This window comes from Candidatus Dependentiae bacterium, from assembly GCA_013821315.1.
Classification (GTDB): Bacteria; Babelota; Babeliae; order Babelales; family Babelaceae; genus JACDHA01.
Genome location: JACDHA010000003.1, coordinates 1 through 17,833 on the forward strand (window position 1 = coordinate 1; position 17,833 = coordinate 17,833).

At 35.3% G+C, this 17,833-nt stretch carries 11 protein-coding genes; 6 read left to right on the forward strand and 5 right to left on the reverse strand.

The genetic code is table 11. The features are described from left to right. Positions 1 to 232 precede the first annotated feature (232 nt). Together H0X48_01025 and H0X48_01030 are read left to right on the forward strand one after the other, a co-directional pair. Positions 233 to 1,309 (forward strand): ankyrin repeat domain-containing protein, encoded by a 1,077-nt coding sequence (locus tag H0X48_01025; protein ID MBA3953891.1) that lies wholly within the window; start codon positions 233 to 235, stop codon positions 1,307 to 1,309. Positions 1,310 to 1,471: 162 nt separating this feature from the next. Beyond that, a complete protein-coding gene (locus tag H0X48_01030) occupies positions 1,472 to 2,293 on the forward strand; it encodes an undecaprenyl-diphosphate phosphatase (protein ID MBA3953892.1) in 822 nt (273 codons plus the stop codon). A gap of 97 nt (positions 2,294 to 2,390) precedes the next feature. On the opposite strand, the gene H0X48_01035 is transcribed toward H0X48_01030, so the two are convergent. From H0X48_01035 to H0X48_01045, 3 genes are all read right to left on the reverse strand, one after another. Beyond that, positions 2,391 to 3,251: an ankyrin repeat domain-containing protein gene (locus H0X48_01035; GenBank protein ID MBA3953893.1), complete on the reverse strand. Its 861-nt coding sequence runs from the start codon at positions 3,249 to 3,251 to the stop codon at positions 2,391 to 2,393. A 116-nt stretch (positions 3,252 to 3,367) separates the two neighbouring features. After that, the gene (locus H0X48_01040; protein ID MBA3953894.1) at positions 3,368 to 3,952 is read right to left on the reverse strand and encodes a hypothetical protein; all 585 of its coding nucleotides are present in this window, start codon (positions 3,950 to 3,952) and stop codon (positions 3,368 to 3,370) included. Positions 3,953 to 4,121: 169 nt separating this feature from the next. Continuing rightward, complete coding sequence (locus H0X48_01045) at positions 4,122 to 4,979, reverse strand: prolyl oligopeptidase family serine peptidase (protein ID MBA3953895.1); 858 nt, start codon at positions 4,977 to 4,979, stop codon at positions 4,122 to 4,124. 91 nt (positions 4,980 to 5,070) lie between these two features. On the opposite strand from H0X48_01045, the gene H0X48_01050 reads away from it, so the two are divergent. From H0X48_01050 to rsmH, 3 genes are all read left to right on the forward strand, one after another. Beyond that, positions 5,071 to 7,266, forward strand: coding sequence for a DNA translocase FtsK (locus tag H0X48_01050; GenBank protein ID MBA3953896.1), 2,196 nt, complete (start codon positions 5,071 to 5,073; stop codon positions 7,264 to 7,266). 147 nt (positions 7,267 to 7,413) lie between these two features. Next, a complete protein-coding gene (murF, locus tag H0X48_01055; protein MBA3953897.1) occupies positions 7,414 to 8,811 on the forward strand; it encodes a UDP-N-acetylmuramoyl-tripeptide--D-alanyl-D-alanine ligase in 1,398 nt (465 codons plus the stop codon). Continuing rightward, positions 8,808 to 9,692 carry a 16S rRNA (cytosine(1402)-N(4))-methyltransferase RsmH gene (gene rsmH, locus H0X48_01060; protein MBA3953898.1) on the forward strand — a complete coding sequence of 295 codons (885 nt, stop codon included), beginning with the start codon at positions 8,808 to 8,810 and terminating at the stop codon, positions 9,690 to 9,692. The genes murF and rsmH overlap by 4 nt, the downstream gene beginning before the upstream one ends. Positions 9,693 to 9,780: 88 nt before the next feature. On the opposite strand, the gene H0X48_01065 is transcribed toward rsmH, so the two are convergent. Then, positions 9,781 to 10,662 (reverse strand): ankyrin repeat domain-containing protein, encoded by an 882-nt coding sequence (locus tag H0X48_01065; GenBank protein MBA3953899.1) that lies wholly within the window; start codon positions 10,660 to 10,662, stop codon positions 9,781 to 9,783. Positions 10,663 to 11,214: 552 nt separating this feature from the next. On the opposite strand from H0X48_01065, the gene H0X48_01070 reads away from it, so the two are divergent. Continuing rightward, positions 11,215 to 16,182 carry a hypothetical protein gene (locus tag H0X48_01070; protein ID MBA3953900.1) on the forward strand — a complete coding sequence of 1,656 codons (4,968 nt, stop codon included), beginning with the start codon at positions 11,215 to 11,217 and terminating at the stop codon, positions 16,180 to 16,182. A gap of 335 nt (positions 16,183 to 16,517) precedes the next feature. On the opposite strand, the gene H0X48_01075 is transcribed toward H0X48_01070, so the two are convergent. Next, on the reverse strand, positions 16,518 to 17,813 hold the full coding sequence (locus H0X48_01075; GenBank protein MBA3953901.1) for an ankyrin repeat domain-containing protein: 1,296 nt from the start codon (positions 17,811 to 17,813) through the stop codon (positions 16,518 to 16,520). Between the last annotated feature and the right edge of the window lie 20 nt (positions 17,814 to 17,833).

Consider the following 17,833-nt stretch of genomic DNA (forward strand, 5'->3'; position numbering starts at 1 on the left):
CCCAAGCTCCCCTAAGGTTAAAATTCAACTATTTAGGCACTGCGAAGTATAGTCTGAAAACACATAGCTTGCAAGTTTTTTCTCTGTAAGAAGCAATAGCCCATGCTTACCTGCTAGAGTTTTTTAAGAATAATACTTTAATAATAATAAAAATTAATTATTGTATATCTGAAAATAATAGTGTAAGATTAACATAAAATACACATAAATCTCATAACAAGAGAGAGAACCTATGAAAAAATATATTTTAATCTTATTAACTGGTGTAGCATTTCAAAACTTAGTCGGTATGCAGAGAAAAAGCTGGGATGAAATGGCATTTGACGTTCTAGATTCAGATAGTACAGCTAATCCATTGTTTATTAATAGCCAGCAGGCTAAATCCTTGCCAGGCGCATCACTTGAAATACGTAAAAAACAAAAGGAATTACTAAAAAGTATGAGTCAAACTGAAGATAAGCAATATAAAGAAATGCTAGAAAAGCAAACAGTGGAAATAAAGAAGCTTTTAGAGCGGGGTGCTAGTGCCAACGCAGTAAGTAAAGATGGCTTTTCACTACTTGATGAAGCTGTTGCGTATAAAAATCTTCCTTTAGCAAAAGTGTTATTGGAAAAAGGTGCTAAAATTAATCAAGAGAATAAATACCATGATACCCCTTTAGTTAGGGCTCTAATGGTGGATGATATTCCTATGGTTAAATTTCTTATTGATAATGGAGCAGATATTAATGTATTAAGAACGAAAAGCCAAGGCGGCAAAGAAAGCTTACTTCATAGAGCTGTAAGACATGGTTATATATACCAGATTAAACCGTTATTGGCATTCGGTATAGATCCCACTATTAAAGATAGTAATGGCAAAACTGCCCTTGAACTAGCAAAAAGTGTTGCTCAAGCGGGTAGTCTGCCAGCTAATCCACTGCCCACTATTTCTTTAGAGGACCTAAAACAGATACCGCAAACTATAGAAGAATATATTAAAGTATTAGAGCAAGCTACTACTAAACCAACTAAAGATACTTTGCGTGAAGCTGTTAAGCAAGGGTATTTAGTTTTAGTTAAAAAGCTATTACAAAAAATGAATTTTACTTCTCAAGAGTTAAGTCAATATGGCTCATTGGCAGAACAACAATTTAAAAGGTCAGGTATAGGTATTTATCAGGATATAGCAGAGCTCTTAAGAAAATATCAAGAGGCATTAGATACTCTTGCACGAGCATCTTCTAAAACAGGCGATCAAATGCCTCCAGAAGTAGCTCGTCTAATTGCAAAAAAGGTTATAGGTTATACAGCTTCTTCTAAAAATTAGATAAAAGCTTTTCTAAAGTTAGATTCTATAAGAGAAGAGGTGGATACTAAAATATCCACCTCTTCTCTTATGAGCTTTAAAGTTCGACTATTTAAAAATAGGTAAGTATACTTTTTAACGTTAATGAGACCTGTTTTTCTAACCCCAAGATAGAGTATATTCATGAATTCTTTATTTTATTCACTTTGGTATATACAAATAATTTTTGAATCATTACCTATTAGCAGCTCTGGGCATTTAGAACTTATTCAGCGGTGGCTTGTCTGGTATAAGAAAATACAGAATAAATTAATCTTAACTGAGCAAGTGGAACATATAATGCATATTCCAACACTCTTTGTTGTTGGGGCTTATATGTTAGAAAAATGGGGCTATTTGCTTTTAGATATATCTAAATATGCTCATACAATTATATATATAAGTATTCTTGTTTTTACAGCTAATGCATGTACCGGACTAATGTATTATTTTTTTAAAATTCTCAAAGCTCGCGGTAAGTTGTTTATGCCTTTGTGGCTCGGCTTTCTTGTAACAGCACTTTTATTGCTTTCTCTCTACAGTGCACCATTAGGAGTAACTAGCATGCCGTCGTTACTACAAGCAGCGCTTATTGGTACAATTCAGGGCTTGGCCCTACTTCCAGGTATTTCTCGTCTTGCTAGCACTTGTGTAGCAGGTATATGGCTTGGTTTAACGCCACTGGCAGCCTTTGTCTTTTCATGTACTATACAGTTCCCCTTACTTCTAGTAGCTGTAGTCCGCGGCTTGTGGAGTGCGCGTAAAAGCAAAGATATTTCGCTGTTTTATCCAGTAACTTATTCGCGTACACTTTTGTTGATTTTATCTACTTTTCTGGCATACCTGCTATTGCAACTTATGGCCTATTCAATGGAATATGGCCTTTTTGCTCAATGGGGTTGGTATATGCTTAGTATAACCATACTTGCTTTTGCAAACAGAAAATACTTAAAGAGTATACTCTAGCTAAAGTTTATCTGGTACCCGTGGAGGCCTGTGTAAGACTTCATCTGAAGCTGCGGCCTATGAAGCGAGAAGCCTCCTCCTTTAGCTCGAGGAGATATCACAGAGTGTGTTTAGCTATAACACTAGCGACATTTAGATTTAATGGTTGCACAGTTGCTATTCTAGCATCTGTAAGAGATAGCGCTAGAGCATAGTTTTTTAATACCCTAACTATAGTGCTATAAGGTGCATTGAATTGTACCGATAATCTACCACAAAAAAGAATTTCTTGGAGCGTTGGTTGTAATATAACTAATAAAGACTTAATGAGTGCAAGATCGCTGATTATAATAGCTGCCTGAAGAGTATTAAGTGTAGGTTGTGTTTGAGCTTCGTGCATAATAAGATTTTTATACTGATTCATTCTGATTTCTAATAACTCAGCAGCTCGTTTTTTGTTTCCTCGAGGACTTGCTATCTCTTCAAAGTTTATTATTTGAGCTAAGCTTAAAGCAGCTTGATAACTTTTATTTTTTAAAAAAGGATTAGCTTTGTAGTTTAATAGAGTTTGTATCATACCATCGGCACCTTGGGCTGCAGCTAAATGCAGTGGTGTTTGGCCGCCCTGTGTAGAGCTATTTACGTTAGCACCTTTAAGAATTAAGAGCTGTGCTATGTCGCAACGACCTTGCTCTGCAGCTACGTGAAGAGGAGTATAGCCATAGCTATTGACGGCATCTACAAGCGCACCATATTCTATTAATAATTCGGCTATTTTTAAAGGTCCACGACTGTGAGCAGCTGCATGGAGGGCGGTCCATCCTGTACTGTCAGTTGCTTTGGGATCTACGCCTTGTTTTAAAAGACATTCAACCTCTTGGGTTTTTGATTGGATAGCAGCAGCGCGCAGTTGACTCTCCAAATCCATTGCATTGCAATTAAGAGTATAGGCAAGTAACAATAACAAATAATTTTTCATTGAGTTCCTTAAGCACGGGATTAGGTTTTTTTAACTAGGTAATCAGTTTGCCAGTTAATGGTATATTAGTCAAAAAACATCAATAGCTAAGAAATGACTATAAAAAATTAAATAAATTAAATAACATACTGAGTAATAATTTTGGCTATATCAGCAGGAAATGGCCTATCGCCTTTATGCCCTTGAATAAACATAAGAACATAAACATAATTAGTTAACATTGTGTATATTTTTTTGTAATTGGTTTTTTGAGTAAGAATATACTTTTGTTGAGCTAAAGTATTGAGCTCACGTATTTGTTCAAGGCTTGGTAGTAATTTTAGAATAAGCTCTTTTACAAGGCTACAATAGCATTTTTCAATTGCTGTATGGAGCATATCAAAAGTAGCGGGTTTAGTTTTAATAGCAGTAAGAAATTGAGTATAGTCTTCCAGAGCGTTTAATTTTTCTCCAGTTAGTTCAGCATTGTTATTTAGTAATAATTCTTGCATTTCTGGATGATTTTGTAGAGCAGTATAACAAGATGGTAAACAAGAAGGACTAGGTACTTTAGTAGCCTGTGCGTTACTGTTATTTAATTTTGCGCTGTTGAGAAGTTTATTTGATGAGCTTAACAGTTGTGGCTTAAGCATCTGCTGATTGTCGTGCATGGTAAAGATAAAAGAGGGAAGCAGCGTAAGAGCACACAAAAATAATTTCATAGCTGTATCCTTAAATAAATAGACTTAATATTTTTTTAACATAGTATTAATTCTACTTATTTATTTTATATTTGTCAATAATGTTGTGCCAAAATATACCAGGTAAAAACTATTATGTGCTCTAGTAAGAACTATTAATAACTATTTTTTTGTTAAATTTTTAAGCTCTTTATGGTTGTGCAGCATCAAGAAATATGTGGCCTTGAAGAGCTAGTTGCTCATTATGCGTAATGCCGTATCTTTTATAAAAAGCATGCACCGTAGCTTGATATTTAAAAGCATCTTTGCCTGATTGGTAATTAGCATGTTCGCCGTGATCGAGTTCAAGTAAATACACCTGTGTGCGGCCAGATTTTTTAAGCTTTGTATATAAATTACGGCAACTTTCTAGCGAAATTAATTTGTCTTGTTTGGAATGAATAAATAATACAGGTAGATTTTTATCTAATTTATCTATAACGTCTATAGGTTTAATGCCGTGTTTATTATAGGCAGCAAAGTGCCATTGCAATTCAATTGCTTCTTGCATGCTTGTATTGTTATGAGCGTATTGGGCTTTTAGGTACTCTACAATATGTTCTAGGCTATCAAAAGGTGCTTCAAGTATCAGTGCTTGTATATGTTTAGGCTGCTCAAGGGCAGTAAAGGTAATAGTAACTGCTGCGCCACGAGAAACGCCCATAAGCACTATGCCCGATGAAGTGGAGCTTTTTAATACTTGTTGGTAAGCTTGTTTAAGCGCATGAATATCAGCTTCTTGTGCTAAATTTACTTTAGCCTCATCCATAGGAAGCGGTAATCGTTTGCCGTTAACTACTTGGTAGCGCATCTCAGGAAAATCAAAGGTATGAGTGTGATTGTCTAAAATAAACCAATGAGCAGGATTGCCCGGCTTGTACCAATAGACTTGCTCTGCGCCACCACCAAGACCATGAGAAAATATAAAATGTGTTGGTTGCGTTTGGCTGTAAGAAAAACGTGTAGTAACTACAAGTAACATAAAAAGTATAAAGCTTACGCCGTACATAGGATCTCCGCGGTTAAGATTTTTGAGCGATTCTTGAATAGCATAGAATTTTTAGTATAGATTTGAAAGTATATTACCAAGGAGATCTGCAATGGTTACTCTACTTAAACTACTTAAACACTGGTTATTCAGTTTTGGTCTGCTGGCTAGCACCGTGTTTATGATGCTTGCGCTTATATCTTATAGTCCATATGATAGTTCTCTTATTTACGATACCACTCAGCCAACGGTTATCCATAATTATATGGGACCGTTTGGTGCCCAGTGCGCGGGGTTGCTTTTTTACGTATTTGGGCAATCAGCCTTTCTTATAATTTACCTTTTTGGTATGCTTACGTATAGTTTTTTTCGCTATCACACTATGAGGGTTTTGCAATTTCGTGCTTTAGCTCTTATAGGCCTTTTGTGTATAAGCAGTTGTATTGAATACACTTATACCTTAGGTGTAATTAAGCGTATATATCCAGGAGGTGTGTGTGGTGTTGCGGGTACCTATCTGTTATCAAAGTGTCTTGAGTCATGGCAGGTATCTTTATTTTTATATACCGCTTGCTTGTCACTGGTAGTGCTTATTGTTCAGTTCTCTTGGATAAGTCTCTGGTACCCACTAGGTAATTATATAGCGAGTGGTAGATTATTTGTTTGGCTGCAGCAGCTTGTTGTAAGTTGTATCGAGCACATAGTAGCTGTTAAAAAAGTGGCTAAAGAGTGGGTTTATAGTGGTTTTTATACGCAAGAAAAAGCAGTAATATACGATGATCCTTTTTGGGATCTGTTTATTCACCCAGCACAACAGTATAAAGAAGAGCCAAAAACAGCGCACATTAAAGCGGCTGCCAGTAAAAAAGAGGCTCTTGAAGACGTTGTGTTTGAAGATGAAGAAGTGGTATTTGATGTGTATAGGCTCCCTCAGCTTAAAATGTCTGCTAAAGATAAAGCTGTTCGGCCTGAGCGTATGGGCAAAGATGATAGTGCTCAACAAGCACGTGCACTTGAGTTTAAACTTGAGCAATTTGGTATTGAGGGAAAAGTAGTTCATATTATGAATGGCCCTGTAGTAACTCTTTTTGAGTACCAGCCTTCAGCAACCACCAAAATAAGTACTATTATTGCTCGCGAAGATGATTTGGCTTTAGCACTGCAAGCATTAAGTTTACGTATTATTGCCCCTATACCAGGCAAATCAGTTGTTGGCTTTGAAGTTGCTCAAATTATAAGAGAAACGGTCTACTTTTTTCAACTTGCTGAAAGCAAGCAGCTGAGTGAATTTAAAGGTGAATTGCCTCTTGTTTTAGGTAAAGATACCCAAGGCCGCGACAGTATTATAGATTTAGCCTCTACCCCACATTTACTTGTAGCAGGATCGACTGGTTCAGGAAAATCCGTAGGGCTCAACAGCATGCTTGTTAGTTTGCTTCTTACAAGAACACCTGATGAGGTGCGATTGATTTTAATAGATCCTAAACGTTTAGAATTTGCTGGTTACAACGACATAGCACATCTGGTATTTCCTGTTATTGTTGAACCGCAACGTGCTATTTTGGCTCTTAAGTGGGCACTAAAAACTATGGAAGATCGGTATACTCATATGGCTAAAGTGGGTGTGCGTAATATAAAAGAATATAAAGCAATACGTGTTCAAAAGCAGCTTGAACCTATGCCGTTTATTGTTATCATGATCGATGAACTTGCTGATCTTATGATTACTGCTGGCAAAGAAGTAGAACAACTTATTACACGGCTGGCGCAGATGTCTCGTGCAGCAGGCATACATCTAGTTATAGCAACTCAGCGTCCTTCAGTTGATGTTATTACCGGGCTTATTAAAGCAAACTTGCCTAGTCGAATAGCATTTAAAGTTGCTTCAAAAATAGATTCACGCACCATACTTGATGCACAAGGAGCTGAAAAGTTACTTGGTCGTGGTGACATGTTATATTTAGATTCTCAGGGAACTCTTAAGCGTATTCACGGAGCCTATGTAACTGATGAAGAAGTAACAGCAGTAGTAAACCAAGTTAAAAAGCAGCGTTCAACCGATTACTGTTCTTTAGAAACATTTGGTGGTCATAACGTAAGCCAAGATGTTGAAGATACCTTACTTCCAGAAATAGTAGCATTTGCGCAACAAAAAGACGAAATATCTATTTCCCTTGTACAACGAGTGTTTAAAATTGGGTACAATCGCTCGGCACGCATTGTAGATCAGTTAGAGACTAAGGGCTATATTTTTCCTGCAAATGGTAGTAAAATGCGTAAAGTTAATAAGACCCTTCTAGACAGATAAGATGCCAGTTGCAAGTATTGAAAATAAAAGCTATCTTGGATAGGAGTTATATTTTAAATTTAATTATTGACAAATGTTAAAAATCAAGCCGCTTTGGCCTCAATTAATTTTTGTTTCATGTTAGTTGTAAAGCATGGAGTTTGAGCAATGCATTTAGACCAGAATTTCTTAAAAACCGTTTTAACTAATGGTACCTTTTCCGATGTAGCAATACCAGCTGATGCTGAGTTTAGCGTTGATTCGCGCTTAGTAACGCCTGGATCTATTTTTATTGCACTTAAAGGTACACGTGTTGATGGTCACGATTTTATCAAAGACGCACTTAGTCGTGGAGCTGCAGGTATAATTATTAGTAATGATCGCAAAGATGTTATTAAAACTCTTGGCGCAACAGCTCTTAAAAAAATAGCGCTTATACAAGTACCGTCTCCACAAGAGGCCTTACTGCAACTAGCTACTGCATGGCGTGAAAAGTTTTCATGCCCTATTATTGGCATTACCGGTTCTATTGGTAAAACATCAACCAAAGAGATGCTTGCTAATATTTTACGTATACAAGGCTTACCCTTTATAGCGTCTTATGGTAACCAAAATACCACTATTGGTATGTCTCTTAATATCTTACGTATGCGCAGTGAGCATAAGGTAGCTATTTTTGAAATGGGCGTAAGCCGTCGTGGCGAAATGGCACGTATGGCAGCTATAGTAAGGCCAACAACGGGTATTATAACCTCTATTGGTCATAGCCATATGGAAGGTTTAGGATCACTTGCTGATATTGCTAACGAAAAACGGGATATTTTTAAGTATTTCAAAGAAGACAATATCGGTATTATAAACGGTGATCAACCAGTTCTTGCAACTATTTCGTATATGCATCCAATTGTAAAATTTGGTTGTAAAACAACAAATCAGGTACAAGCACGTAAAATACAAGCTAATAACTTAAATAGTTATTTTATGCTTAAGCTCTATAAAGAGCGCTATAAAATTATGCTTGATACTAACCATGCTGGACGTGTAATTAACGCCCTAGCTGCTTCAGCTGCAGCCTATTTGTTAAATATACCGCATGACACTATTGTTAAAGGTGTTGAAGTACCGTTAACAATAACAGGGCGCTTTGAACAAGCACAGTTAAAAGCTGCCAAAGGCATTTTAATTAACGATTGCTATAACGCAAGCCCTGAAAGTGTAAAAGCTGCATTACTTGCTTTTGAAAAAGTTGAATCAAAAGGTCAAAAGATTGCCGTTATTGGTGATATGCTTGAGCTTGGTGTTAATAGCGCATTTTGGCATCGTCAAGTAGGTCGCTTTTTGCGTAAAGTGCCTTCATTGCATCATGTAATTTTAGTAGGTGACTTAGTGCAATGGACCAAAAAAACATTGCCTGTAGGGCTTACTCATGAGCATGTAGCTAGCTGGCAAGAGGCCGTTGACTGTGTAAAAGTAAGACTTGATCGTGAGGCTGTTATTTTAGTTAAGGGCTCTCGTGGTGTAGGACTTACTAACCTTGTTACTCAATTGGTTGATGCTTCACTATGACAAAAATCTATCATAAAACGGTATTGATTAACGAAGTACTGCAGTATTTAAACCCACAACCAAACAAAGTATACATCGACGCTACATTTGGTGGTGGCGGTCATACGCGTGCTATTTTAGATGCTGAACCTAACTGTAAGGTTATTGCAATCGATTGGGATAAAAACGCTATAGAGATTAATGCTCCTGCTTTAGAGGCAGAATATGGCGACCGTTTTACTATTTTGTTTGGTGGCTTTGGTAATCTTACTCAAGTGCTTAAAAAAGCAAAAATAGGTAAAGTTGACGGTATCCTGGCCGATTTTGGTACATCACAGTATCAGATAGCAGAGCTTCCTGGTTTTTCATTTAACGTTGATACTCCTTTAGATATGCGTATGTCTCCTGGTTTTTATAAAACTACAGCAGCTCACATTATTAATCATGGTCAAGAAGAAGAAATAGCACAGATTTTATTTGAGTATGGTGAAGAATATAGTTCTCGCAAAATTGCCCGTACTATTGTTGCTTACCGCAAAGAGCAAGGCCCAATACGAACAACCAAGCAGCTTGCTGAAGTTATTACCAGTATTATCCCGCGCTTTAGCAGACCGGTGCATCCAGCAACTAAAACCTTTCAGGCATTACGTATTTTTGTTAATGATGAGCTAAGTCACATAAAATCGCTGCTTTCTCATTCAGCTGAATTGCTTCATGATCATGGTCGCATTGTGTGTATTAGTTTCCATTCACTTGAAGATCGTATAGTCAAACAGTTTTTTAGAGATCATAAAGATACCTATACTATTTTGACACCCAAAGTAGTAACAGCAACTCAAGAAGAGCTTGATTTAAATGCATCAGCACGATCTGCTAAACTGCGTGCAGCTGAAAAGAAATAGTAACTTAGTTTTTTTATAACTCTAGATTTTAAAGCAGAAAGAGGCTCACGATATAGTGTGAGCCTCTTTTTTATTGCTTATTTTGGGTTTACTGAACAGCGCAGTAAGATAGAATCTTATTGATATTTTCCATAACTGTTGATTGCTGAGGTCCTTTGTCTAAACCAGCTAATAGTTCTTGTAGAAATTCAGCATAATCAATGTGTGTAGTAATAGTTAGTTCTATTGGCGTTAGGCCTAACTTGTTTTTAGCACCTAAATTATCAGTGCCACCAGTAATATGCCACAAGAGAAGTTCTAATACGTTTCTGCTTTTGTGATAAAAAGCTTTATGAAGTAAAGTATTACCTGCTTCATCGGTGATATTTAAACTAAAACCCATTTTTAAAAATTGTTTTACCGCGTCGCTGTCATCAGCAGCTACTGTATCAAACAGTTCTTGGGCTTTAGCAGAAAGATACTGTCTTGCAGTGGCGTTTGCGTAAGCTTTGTTTTGTAATAGTTTCATTACAGCAGGCGTGTTATTGGTAGCCACTGCTTTAAGTAAGGCTTGTTGATTTTCTTGAGCTTTTTTAAGGTTACGCATATGGGCTATATCGTAATGTATAGAAGCGCCATGAGCAAGTAACTGTTCTATTACATTTGCATTCTTAGAATATGCAGCTAGAGCAAGTGCTGTCTCGCCATTTCCTCTTTGAGCATCAATAAGAGCACCATATTTAAGAAGTATTTCTATTACCTGTGTATTGCCTTTGAACACAGCATAACAGAGTGGTGTGTTACCATTACCTAAAATATCTTTGATATTAACATCAGCATTTTGCTGAACTATAAGATTTTCAATTCTCGTTATATTGCCACTTTTAACAGCTGCTAGTAGTTGTTGGTCTACTGTCCTAAGAGTCATGCCCTGACTAACAGAGGCAACGCTTATAATAAGAGCTAAAGGTATAAACTTAAATATCTTCATGAAAAGATCTTTCTTTTTTATAAATTATTATTAATATATAATTAAATATACAATAAATAACATATTTGTCAATTAATTAAGTGGTTAAGAGCGCTGGTAAATGCTGGAAATAAAATTTTAGTTGCTTATTAAGTTGAATTACTGGTAAGTGTAATATAGCAAAACAGTGACTTTTAATTGTGATGGATTAATATACTTAGCTAACAAGCAAAGTCTGCTCATCATGTAGCATAGAGTAAGACATGCCAGTTAAGCTTAGAACATATTGTAATTCGTGCTCTCTAGTAATTGATAGAGATCTTAATGCAAGTAAAAATACTAGATTATTACGGGGTAATCTGGCGACTAGAATATCCATCCTAAAAGTATGTCGAGCCAATACCATTATCTTACGCAATTAAGTTAAGTATTACTAGCTTAAAAGCCGGTTGAGGTTTACTATTTGATAAGTACTTAGATATGCTTTAAATAATTGACAATTTGACAAATCTGCGCAATATAGTACAATTTATTAAGTAATATAGTAAAACTAAAAAATAATTGGATGTAGAAATGAAAAAAATATTACTATTTTTAGTCCTAGGTAGTACTTGTCTAACCTATAGCATGTCTCTCTTTCAGATAACAGTTGATCACATAGAGCATAAAACTAGTTTTCAAAATTATTTACTAAATATATGTAATGATCTTAATGCACAGTTTCTAACTCAAGAGTATGCTTATGATTCTGATTATTGGATACTGCTTACAGCCATTAATCAATTAACAAGTAATATAGACTTTATAGTGCAACAGTATGGTAGTGTAGACTCCTTAATTACTATAGAAACAGCATCTACTTTAGAAAAAGCTCATTTATTAGTTGAAAAGTTAAGAAATATTGAACCATTACAAGCTATTTTTAATTCAACGCATACAAAAATAGCATATGATCAGTCGTTTAGAGCTTTAGGTATAACTACTCAATTGAGTGATAACTTACTAGATACTATGCCTTTACCTAGTCAAGATCAAACATTTGAAATGTTAAATATCAATGAAACTATGCATGATACAGAACTAGAAGATATACTGTCTGCATTAAGTAATTCTTTAAATGAAGATCAAGCTATTAATTACAGTGAATTGCCAACTCAAGCTGCTTCTTATAGTGAGTTAGACGAAAATAATTACTTAGGGATTAACGAAGATAGTAGTAGTATGACTATAACCGATAGCTCTAAAAAACGTTTATCAGAAAATAGTGACCTTGGACCAACTTTGCGTAAAAGAAGAATCCGGCGTAAAAGCAGCACTATTACACCCCATAGTGGTATTAGTATTGACAGTAATAGTAACAGTAACTCTAGTGATAGTAGTATGCAAGATTTAGGTATACTACAACAGCTATTACAAGTAAACTCTGCTTTAGTAGAGCAGCTTATAAAAAAAATGTTTGAGCATTCGAATGTAAAAGAAGCTTGTATAGCTGGTAGTGGTTCAGAACAGCAGTACAAACAAAAACTACTTGCACGAAACTATTCATCAGATGAATTACGTAAGTGGTTAGAAATAATGGACGCAAAAACATCAAAATGGTGTACTGAGGCTCATAATAATACTCATGGTAAACCTGCTTATCTTTTCAGTAAAAATCCATCTTTTAATAGTACAAATAATTATATAATTGTAGCTTGTATACTTCCTTATTTAACTAAAGAAGACAAAGATTTTCTTTTTGCTCAATATTACACCCAATACACTAACAATGAACTAAAAAATAAAGCATTAGTGACACTGTATAATAAAATTAGAACTCATAAGAGTAGTTTTCGCAATATGTATAGCTCTTATTTACCTGATAAACTGAAACAAGTGAAAAGTATATTGAGCAATAAAGCAGTAAATACAACAGCTATAGGTGAGCAAGCTCAGGAGATGGCATTAGTAAATGCTTATGATGACAGTAATAGTAATAGCAACTCTATTGATAGTAGTGTACAAGATTTAGCAGCAATACAACAGCTGTTACAAGTAAACTCTACTTTAGTAGAGGAGCTTATAAAAAAAATGTTTATGCATTTAAATGTAAAAGAAGCTTGTATAGCTGGTAGTGGTTCAGAACAGCAGTACAAACAAAAACTACTTGCACGAAACTACTCAGATGATGAATTACGTAAGTGGTTGGAAATAATGGATGTAACAACATCAAAATGGTGTACTGAAGCTCATAAAGATAACCAAGGTAATTCAGCCTATGTTTTAAGTAAAAATCCATCTTTTAATAGTACAAATAATTATATAATTGTATCTTGTATACTTCCTTATTTAACTAAAGAAGACAAAGATTTTCTTTTTGCTAAATATTACACCCAATACACTAACAATGAACTAAAAAATAAAGCATTAGTGACACTGTATAATAAAATTAGAGGTCGGAGTAATAGTTTTCGCAACATGTATAGCTCTTATTTACCTAATAAACTCAAACAAGTAAAAAGTATAGTGAACAATAAAGCAGTAAATACAACAGCTATAGCTGAGCAAGCTCAGGAAATGAAAGTAGTAAATACTCATGAGGAAACTACTAATTTACAGTTGGCTTCTCAATCTCCGACAGAAGCAGAAGATATAGTAAGCTTATTGAGAACCTATGGCAATATTAATAATAGTGCTAGTAATAACAGTAACAGTAATGGTACTGGCCAAGAAATAACTCCAAGACAAGAAGCATGTAATACATATCCTGATGCTCTATTGCAAACAGCTTATGATGAAAGTAATAGTAACAGCAACTCTGTTGATAATAGTGTGCAAGATTTAGGTGTAGCACAACAGCCGCTACAAATAAATTCTAATTTGTTAGAGCAACTTATAAATAAAATGTTTCAGCATCCAACTGTAAAAAGAGCATGTATAGCTGGCAGTGGTTCAGAACAACAGTACAAACAAAAACTACTTGCACGAAACTATTCAGCAGATGAGTTAGATAAGTGGTTGGAAATAATGGATGTAAAAACATCAAAGTGGTGTACTGAGGCTTATACTAGTTGTCAAGGTCAAGTAGTCTATGTTTTAGGTAAAAATCCATCTCTTAACGCGACAAATAATTATATAATTTTAGCTTGTATAATTCCTTATTTAACTGAAAAAGATACAAGTACTTTGCTTGATTGGTATTATGAGTCTTACCTTAATAATGATGACAGAAACAGAAAACTACGGGTTGTTTATAATAAAATCAAAGTGATCACTAATAGCTTTCGGAAAATATATAGTTCTTATTTACCTAGTGAATTAAAACAAGCAAAAAAAAAATTGGGCAATGTAGCTAAACGAGCTAAGTCTATACCAGTGGTAAATGCTCATGATGAAACTACCAACTTACAGTTGGCTTCTCAATCTCCGACAGAAGCAGAAGATCTAGTAAGCTTAGTGAGAACCTATGGTAATGTTAATAATAATGCCAGTAGTGGTACTGGCCAAGAAATAAATCAAAGACAAGAGGCATGTAATACATATCCTGATGCTTTATTGCAAACAGCTTGTGATGAAAGTAATAGTAATAGCAACTCTGTTGATAAGAGTATGCAAGATTTAGCAGCAATGAAACAGCCGCTACAAATAAACTCTAATTTGTTAGAGCAACTTATAAACAAGATGTTTGAGCATCAAGCTGTAAAAATAGCGTGTATAACTGGCAGCGGCTCAGAGGAGCACTATAAGCAAAAATTACTTGAACGCAACTATTCAGTAGATGAATTAAGTAAGTGGTTGGAAATAATGGATGTAAAAACATCAAAGTGGTGTACTGAGTTCTATAAGGATAGTCATGGAGACAAGGCCTATGTTTTAAGTAAAAGGACATCTACTAATAGTACAAGTAACTATATAATTGTAGCTTGTATACTTCCTTACTTAACTAAAGAAGATAAAGATTTTATTTTTACTAAATATTACACCCAATACACTGATAGTGAATTGAAAAATAAAGCATCACTGGCACTGTATAATAAAATTAGAACTGGTAATAATAGTCTTCGCAACAGGTATAGCTCTTATTTACCTGATAAGCTGAAGCCAGTAAAAAGTGTATTGAGCAATAAAGCAGTAAATACAACAGCTGTAGGTGAGCAAACTCAGGTAGCGCCAGTAGTAAATACTCATGATGAAAGTATTGTTTCTCAATCTCAGAGAGCAGGAGAGGACTTGTCAAACTTATTAATAGACTGTGATGCTGTTAATAGTGGTATTAGTTTGGATAGTAACAGTAATGGTACTGACCAAGAGATAAATGAATGGCAAGAAATGTGTAACATGCAGCCAGAGGCTTTATTGCAAACAGACTTTAGTGAAAGTAATAGTAACAGTAATTCTATTTATAATACAATGCAACATTCAAATTTAGTACAACAGCCGTTACAGGTAAGTGCTCCTTTAGAAGAGCAGATTATAAACAAGATGTTTGAGCATCCAACTGTAAAAACAGCGTGTATAGCTGGTAGTTGTTCAGAAGAGCAGTACAAGCAAAAGTTGCTTGCACGAAACTATTCATCAGATGAATTACGTAAGTGGTTAGAAGTAATGGATGTAAAAACATCAAAGTGGTGTACTGACGCTTATACAGGTTATCGGAGTAAGCTTGCTTATGTTTTAGGTAAAAAGCCATCTAGTAATAGTACAAATAACTATATAATTTTAGCTTGTATCCTTCCTTATTTAACTAAAGAGGATAAAGATTTTATTTTTGATAAATATTACACCCAATACACTGACAGTGAACTAAAAAATAAAGAATTAGAGGCACTGTATCATAAAATTAGAGATCGTCGTAATACTAGTTTTCGCAACAGGTATAGCTCTTATTTACCTGATAAGCTGAAGGGAGTAAAAAGTGTATTGAGCAATAAAGCAGTAAACACAACGGCTATAGCTAAGCAAGCTAAGCCAATGCAAGTAGTAAGTGTTTATGATCAACAACCTATAAGCACTGCTCAAGATCAGGCAGCAGAGGGGCTTTCAAGTTTATTAAGAGGCTATAATACAGTTAATAGTAGTGTTGATTCTGATAGTAACAGTAATGGTACTGGTCAAGATATAAATCACGGGCAAGAAACGTCTAATATGCAAACTGATGTTCTATTGCAGAGAACTTCTGGTGAAAGTAACAGCAACAGCAACTCTGCTTATAAGAGCTTGCAAGGCTTAAGCGTAGTACAATCACCCTTACAGATAAACTCTGCTTTAATAGAACAAGTTGTAAAAAAGATGTTTGAGCATTCAATTGTAAAAGCAGCATGTATAGCAGGTAATGGCTCAGAAGCGCAATACAAGCAAAGTTTACTTGCACAAAACCATTCAGCAGAATACCTACTAAACTTATTAAGAATATATAGTACATCTATTACTAGTGATAGTAATCGTACTGGTCAAGAGATAGACCAAGCGCAAGAAGTCTTTAATGTAGAGTCTAATCCTCTATTTAAGACAGCTGCTAGTGAAAGTAATAGTAACAGCAATTCTATCGATAAGACTACGTAACATTCAAATTTAGCAACAGTTATTACAGATAAATTCTATTTATGAATCTTGTGTTAATAATTATGATAGAAACAGAAAACTAGGGACTGTTTATAATAAAATAAGAGCAGACAGTACTAGCTTTCGGAACATTTGTGATATCTCCTCGACCTAAAGGAGGAGGCTTCTCGCTTCATAGGTCGTAGCTTCAGCTGAAGTCTTACACAGGCCTCGACGAGCAGAGACGGTATATCCAGCCGCCTTTAACTTTTCTATACCTTGCTTTTTTATATTTAACGCAGCATTAGTATCTCTTGATGCTTTCCAACCACAACTGCAACTGTATATTCTTTAACTTACTGAACGGCACAATAGCATAGGATCTTTTCTATGATTGTTAACTGCTGAGTGTCTTTGTTTAGACTAGTTAAAATTACTTGTAAAAATTCAGCATAATCAAGACTTGTGGTAACCATAAGTTCTATTGGTGTAAGACCTTGGTTGTTTTTAGCATCTAAATTATCAGTTCCCTGGGTAATGCTTAGTAACAGTTTAAGCACATTCTTGCTTTTATGATAGAAAGCTTTATGAAGTAATGTATTACCTGCTCTATCAGTGATATTGAGACTAAAGCCCATTTTTAAAAACTGTTTGACTAGTACGCTATCATCCTTAGCAATCGCATCAAAAAGCTCTTCAGTTTTAGTAGAAAGATACTGCTTTACAGTAGTATCTGCATAAGCATTATTTCTCAATAGCTTTATCACAGCAAAAGCATCGTTGTTATTTACTGCTTTAAGTAAAGATTCCCGATTTGCTTGAGCTTTTTTAATTTCAGGTCTATGGGCAATATCAGGTGCTATAACACAGCCAAAAGCAATGAGCTGCTCTATCACCACATTTGCAGTGCCATTTATTGCAGCATGATGGAGTGGTGTCTGTTGGGTAGTATCTTCAGCATTAATGTCAGCGCCGTGTTTAAGAAGTAGCTCTATTGTATGAGTATAGTTACTTGTGTAGTTGCTGTACGCAGCAAAATGTGCAGCAGAATGCAGTGCTGTACATTCTTTGTTATCTTGAGCATTAACATCGCTAGGATGCTTAAGATGTTTAAGAAGTAACTCTGTTGCATTTGAGTGCCCTTTTATTGCAGCAGAGTGTAGAGGTGTCTTTTGACTAACACTTTGAGCATTAATATCAGCACCATGCTTAAGAAGTAGTTCTATGACTTTTCTATGGCCATATTCTGCAGCAAGACGCAGTGGTGTAGATTTATCATTAGATTGAGCATCAATGTTAGCACCGTGTTTAAGAAGCAGCTCTATTACATCTACATGTCCCTCTAATGCAGCAACATGTAATGGTGTATCCTTGTTAAAATCTTGAGCATTAATATCAGCACCATAACTAAGAAGGATCTCTACTGCATTTGTGCTTCCACCTGCTGCAGTAAGATGCAATGGTGTTCGGTTATCCATATCTTGAGTGTTAATATCAGCATCGGGCTCTGTTATAAGGCTTTCAATTTTAGCTCTATCACCATTTCTTGCAGCTTTTAATAGTTGTTGGTTTATTGTTCTAGGAGTCATGCTTTGACTAAGAGGGGTAATGCTTATAGTAAGAGCTAAGGCTATAAAAGTAAGTATTTTCATAAGAACAGCTTTCAATTTTT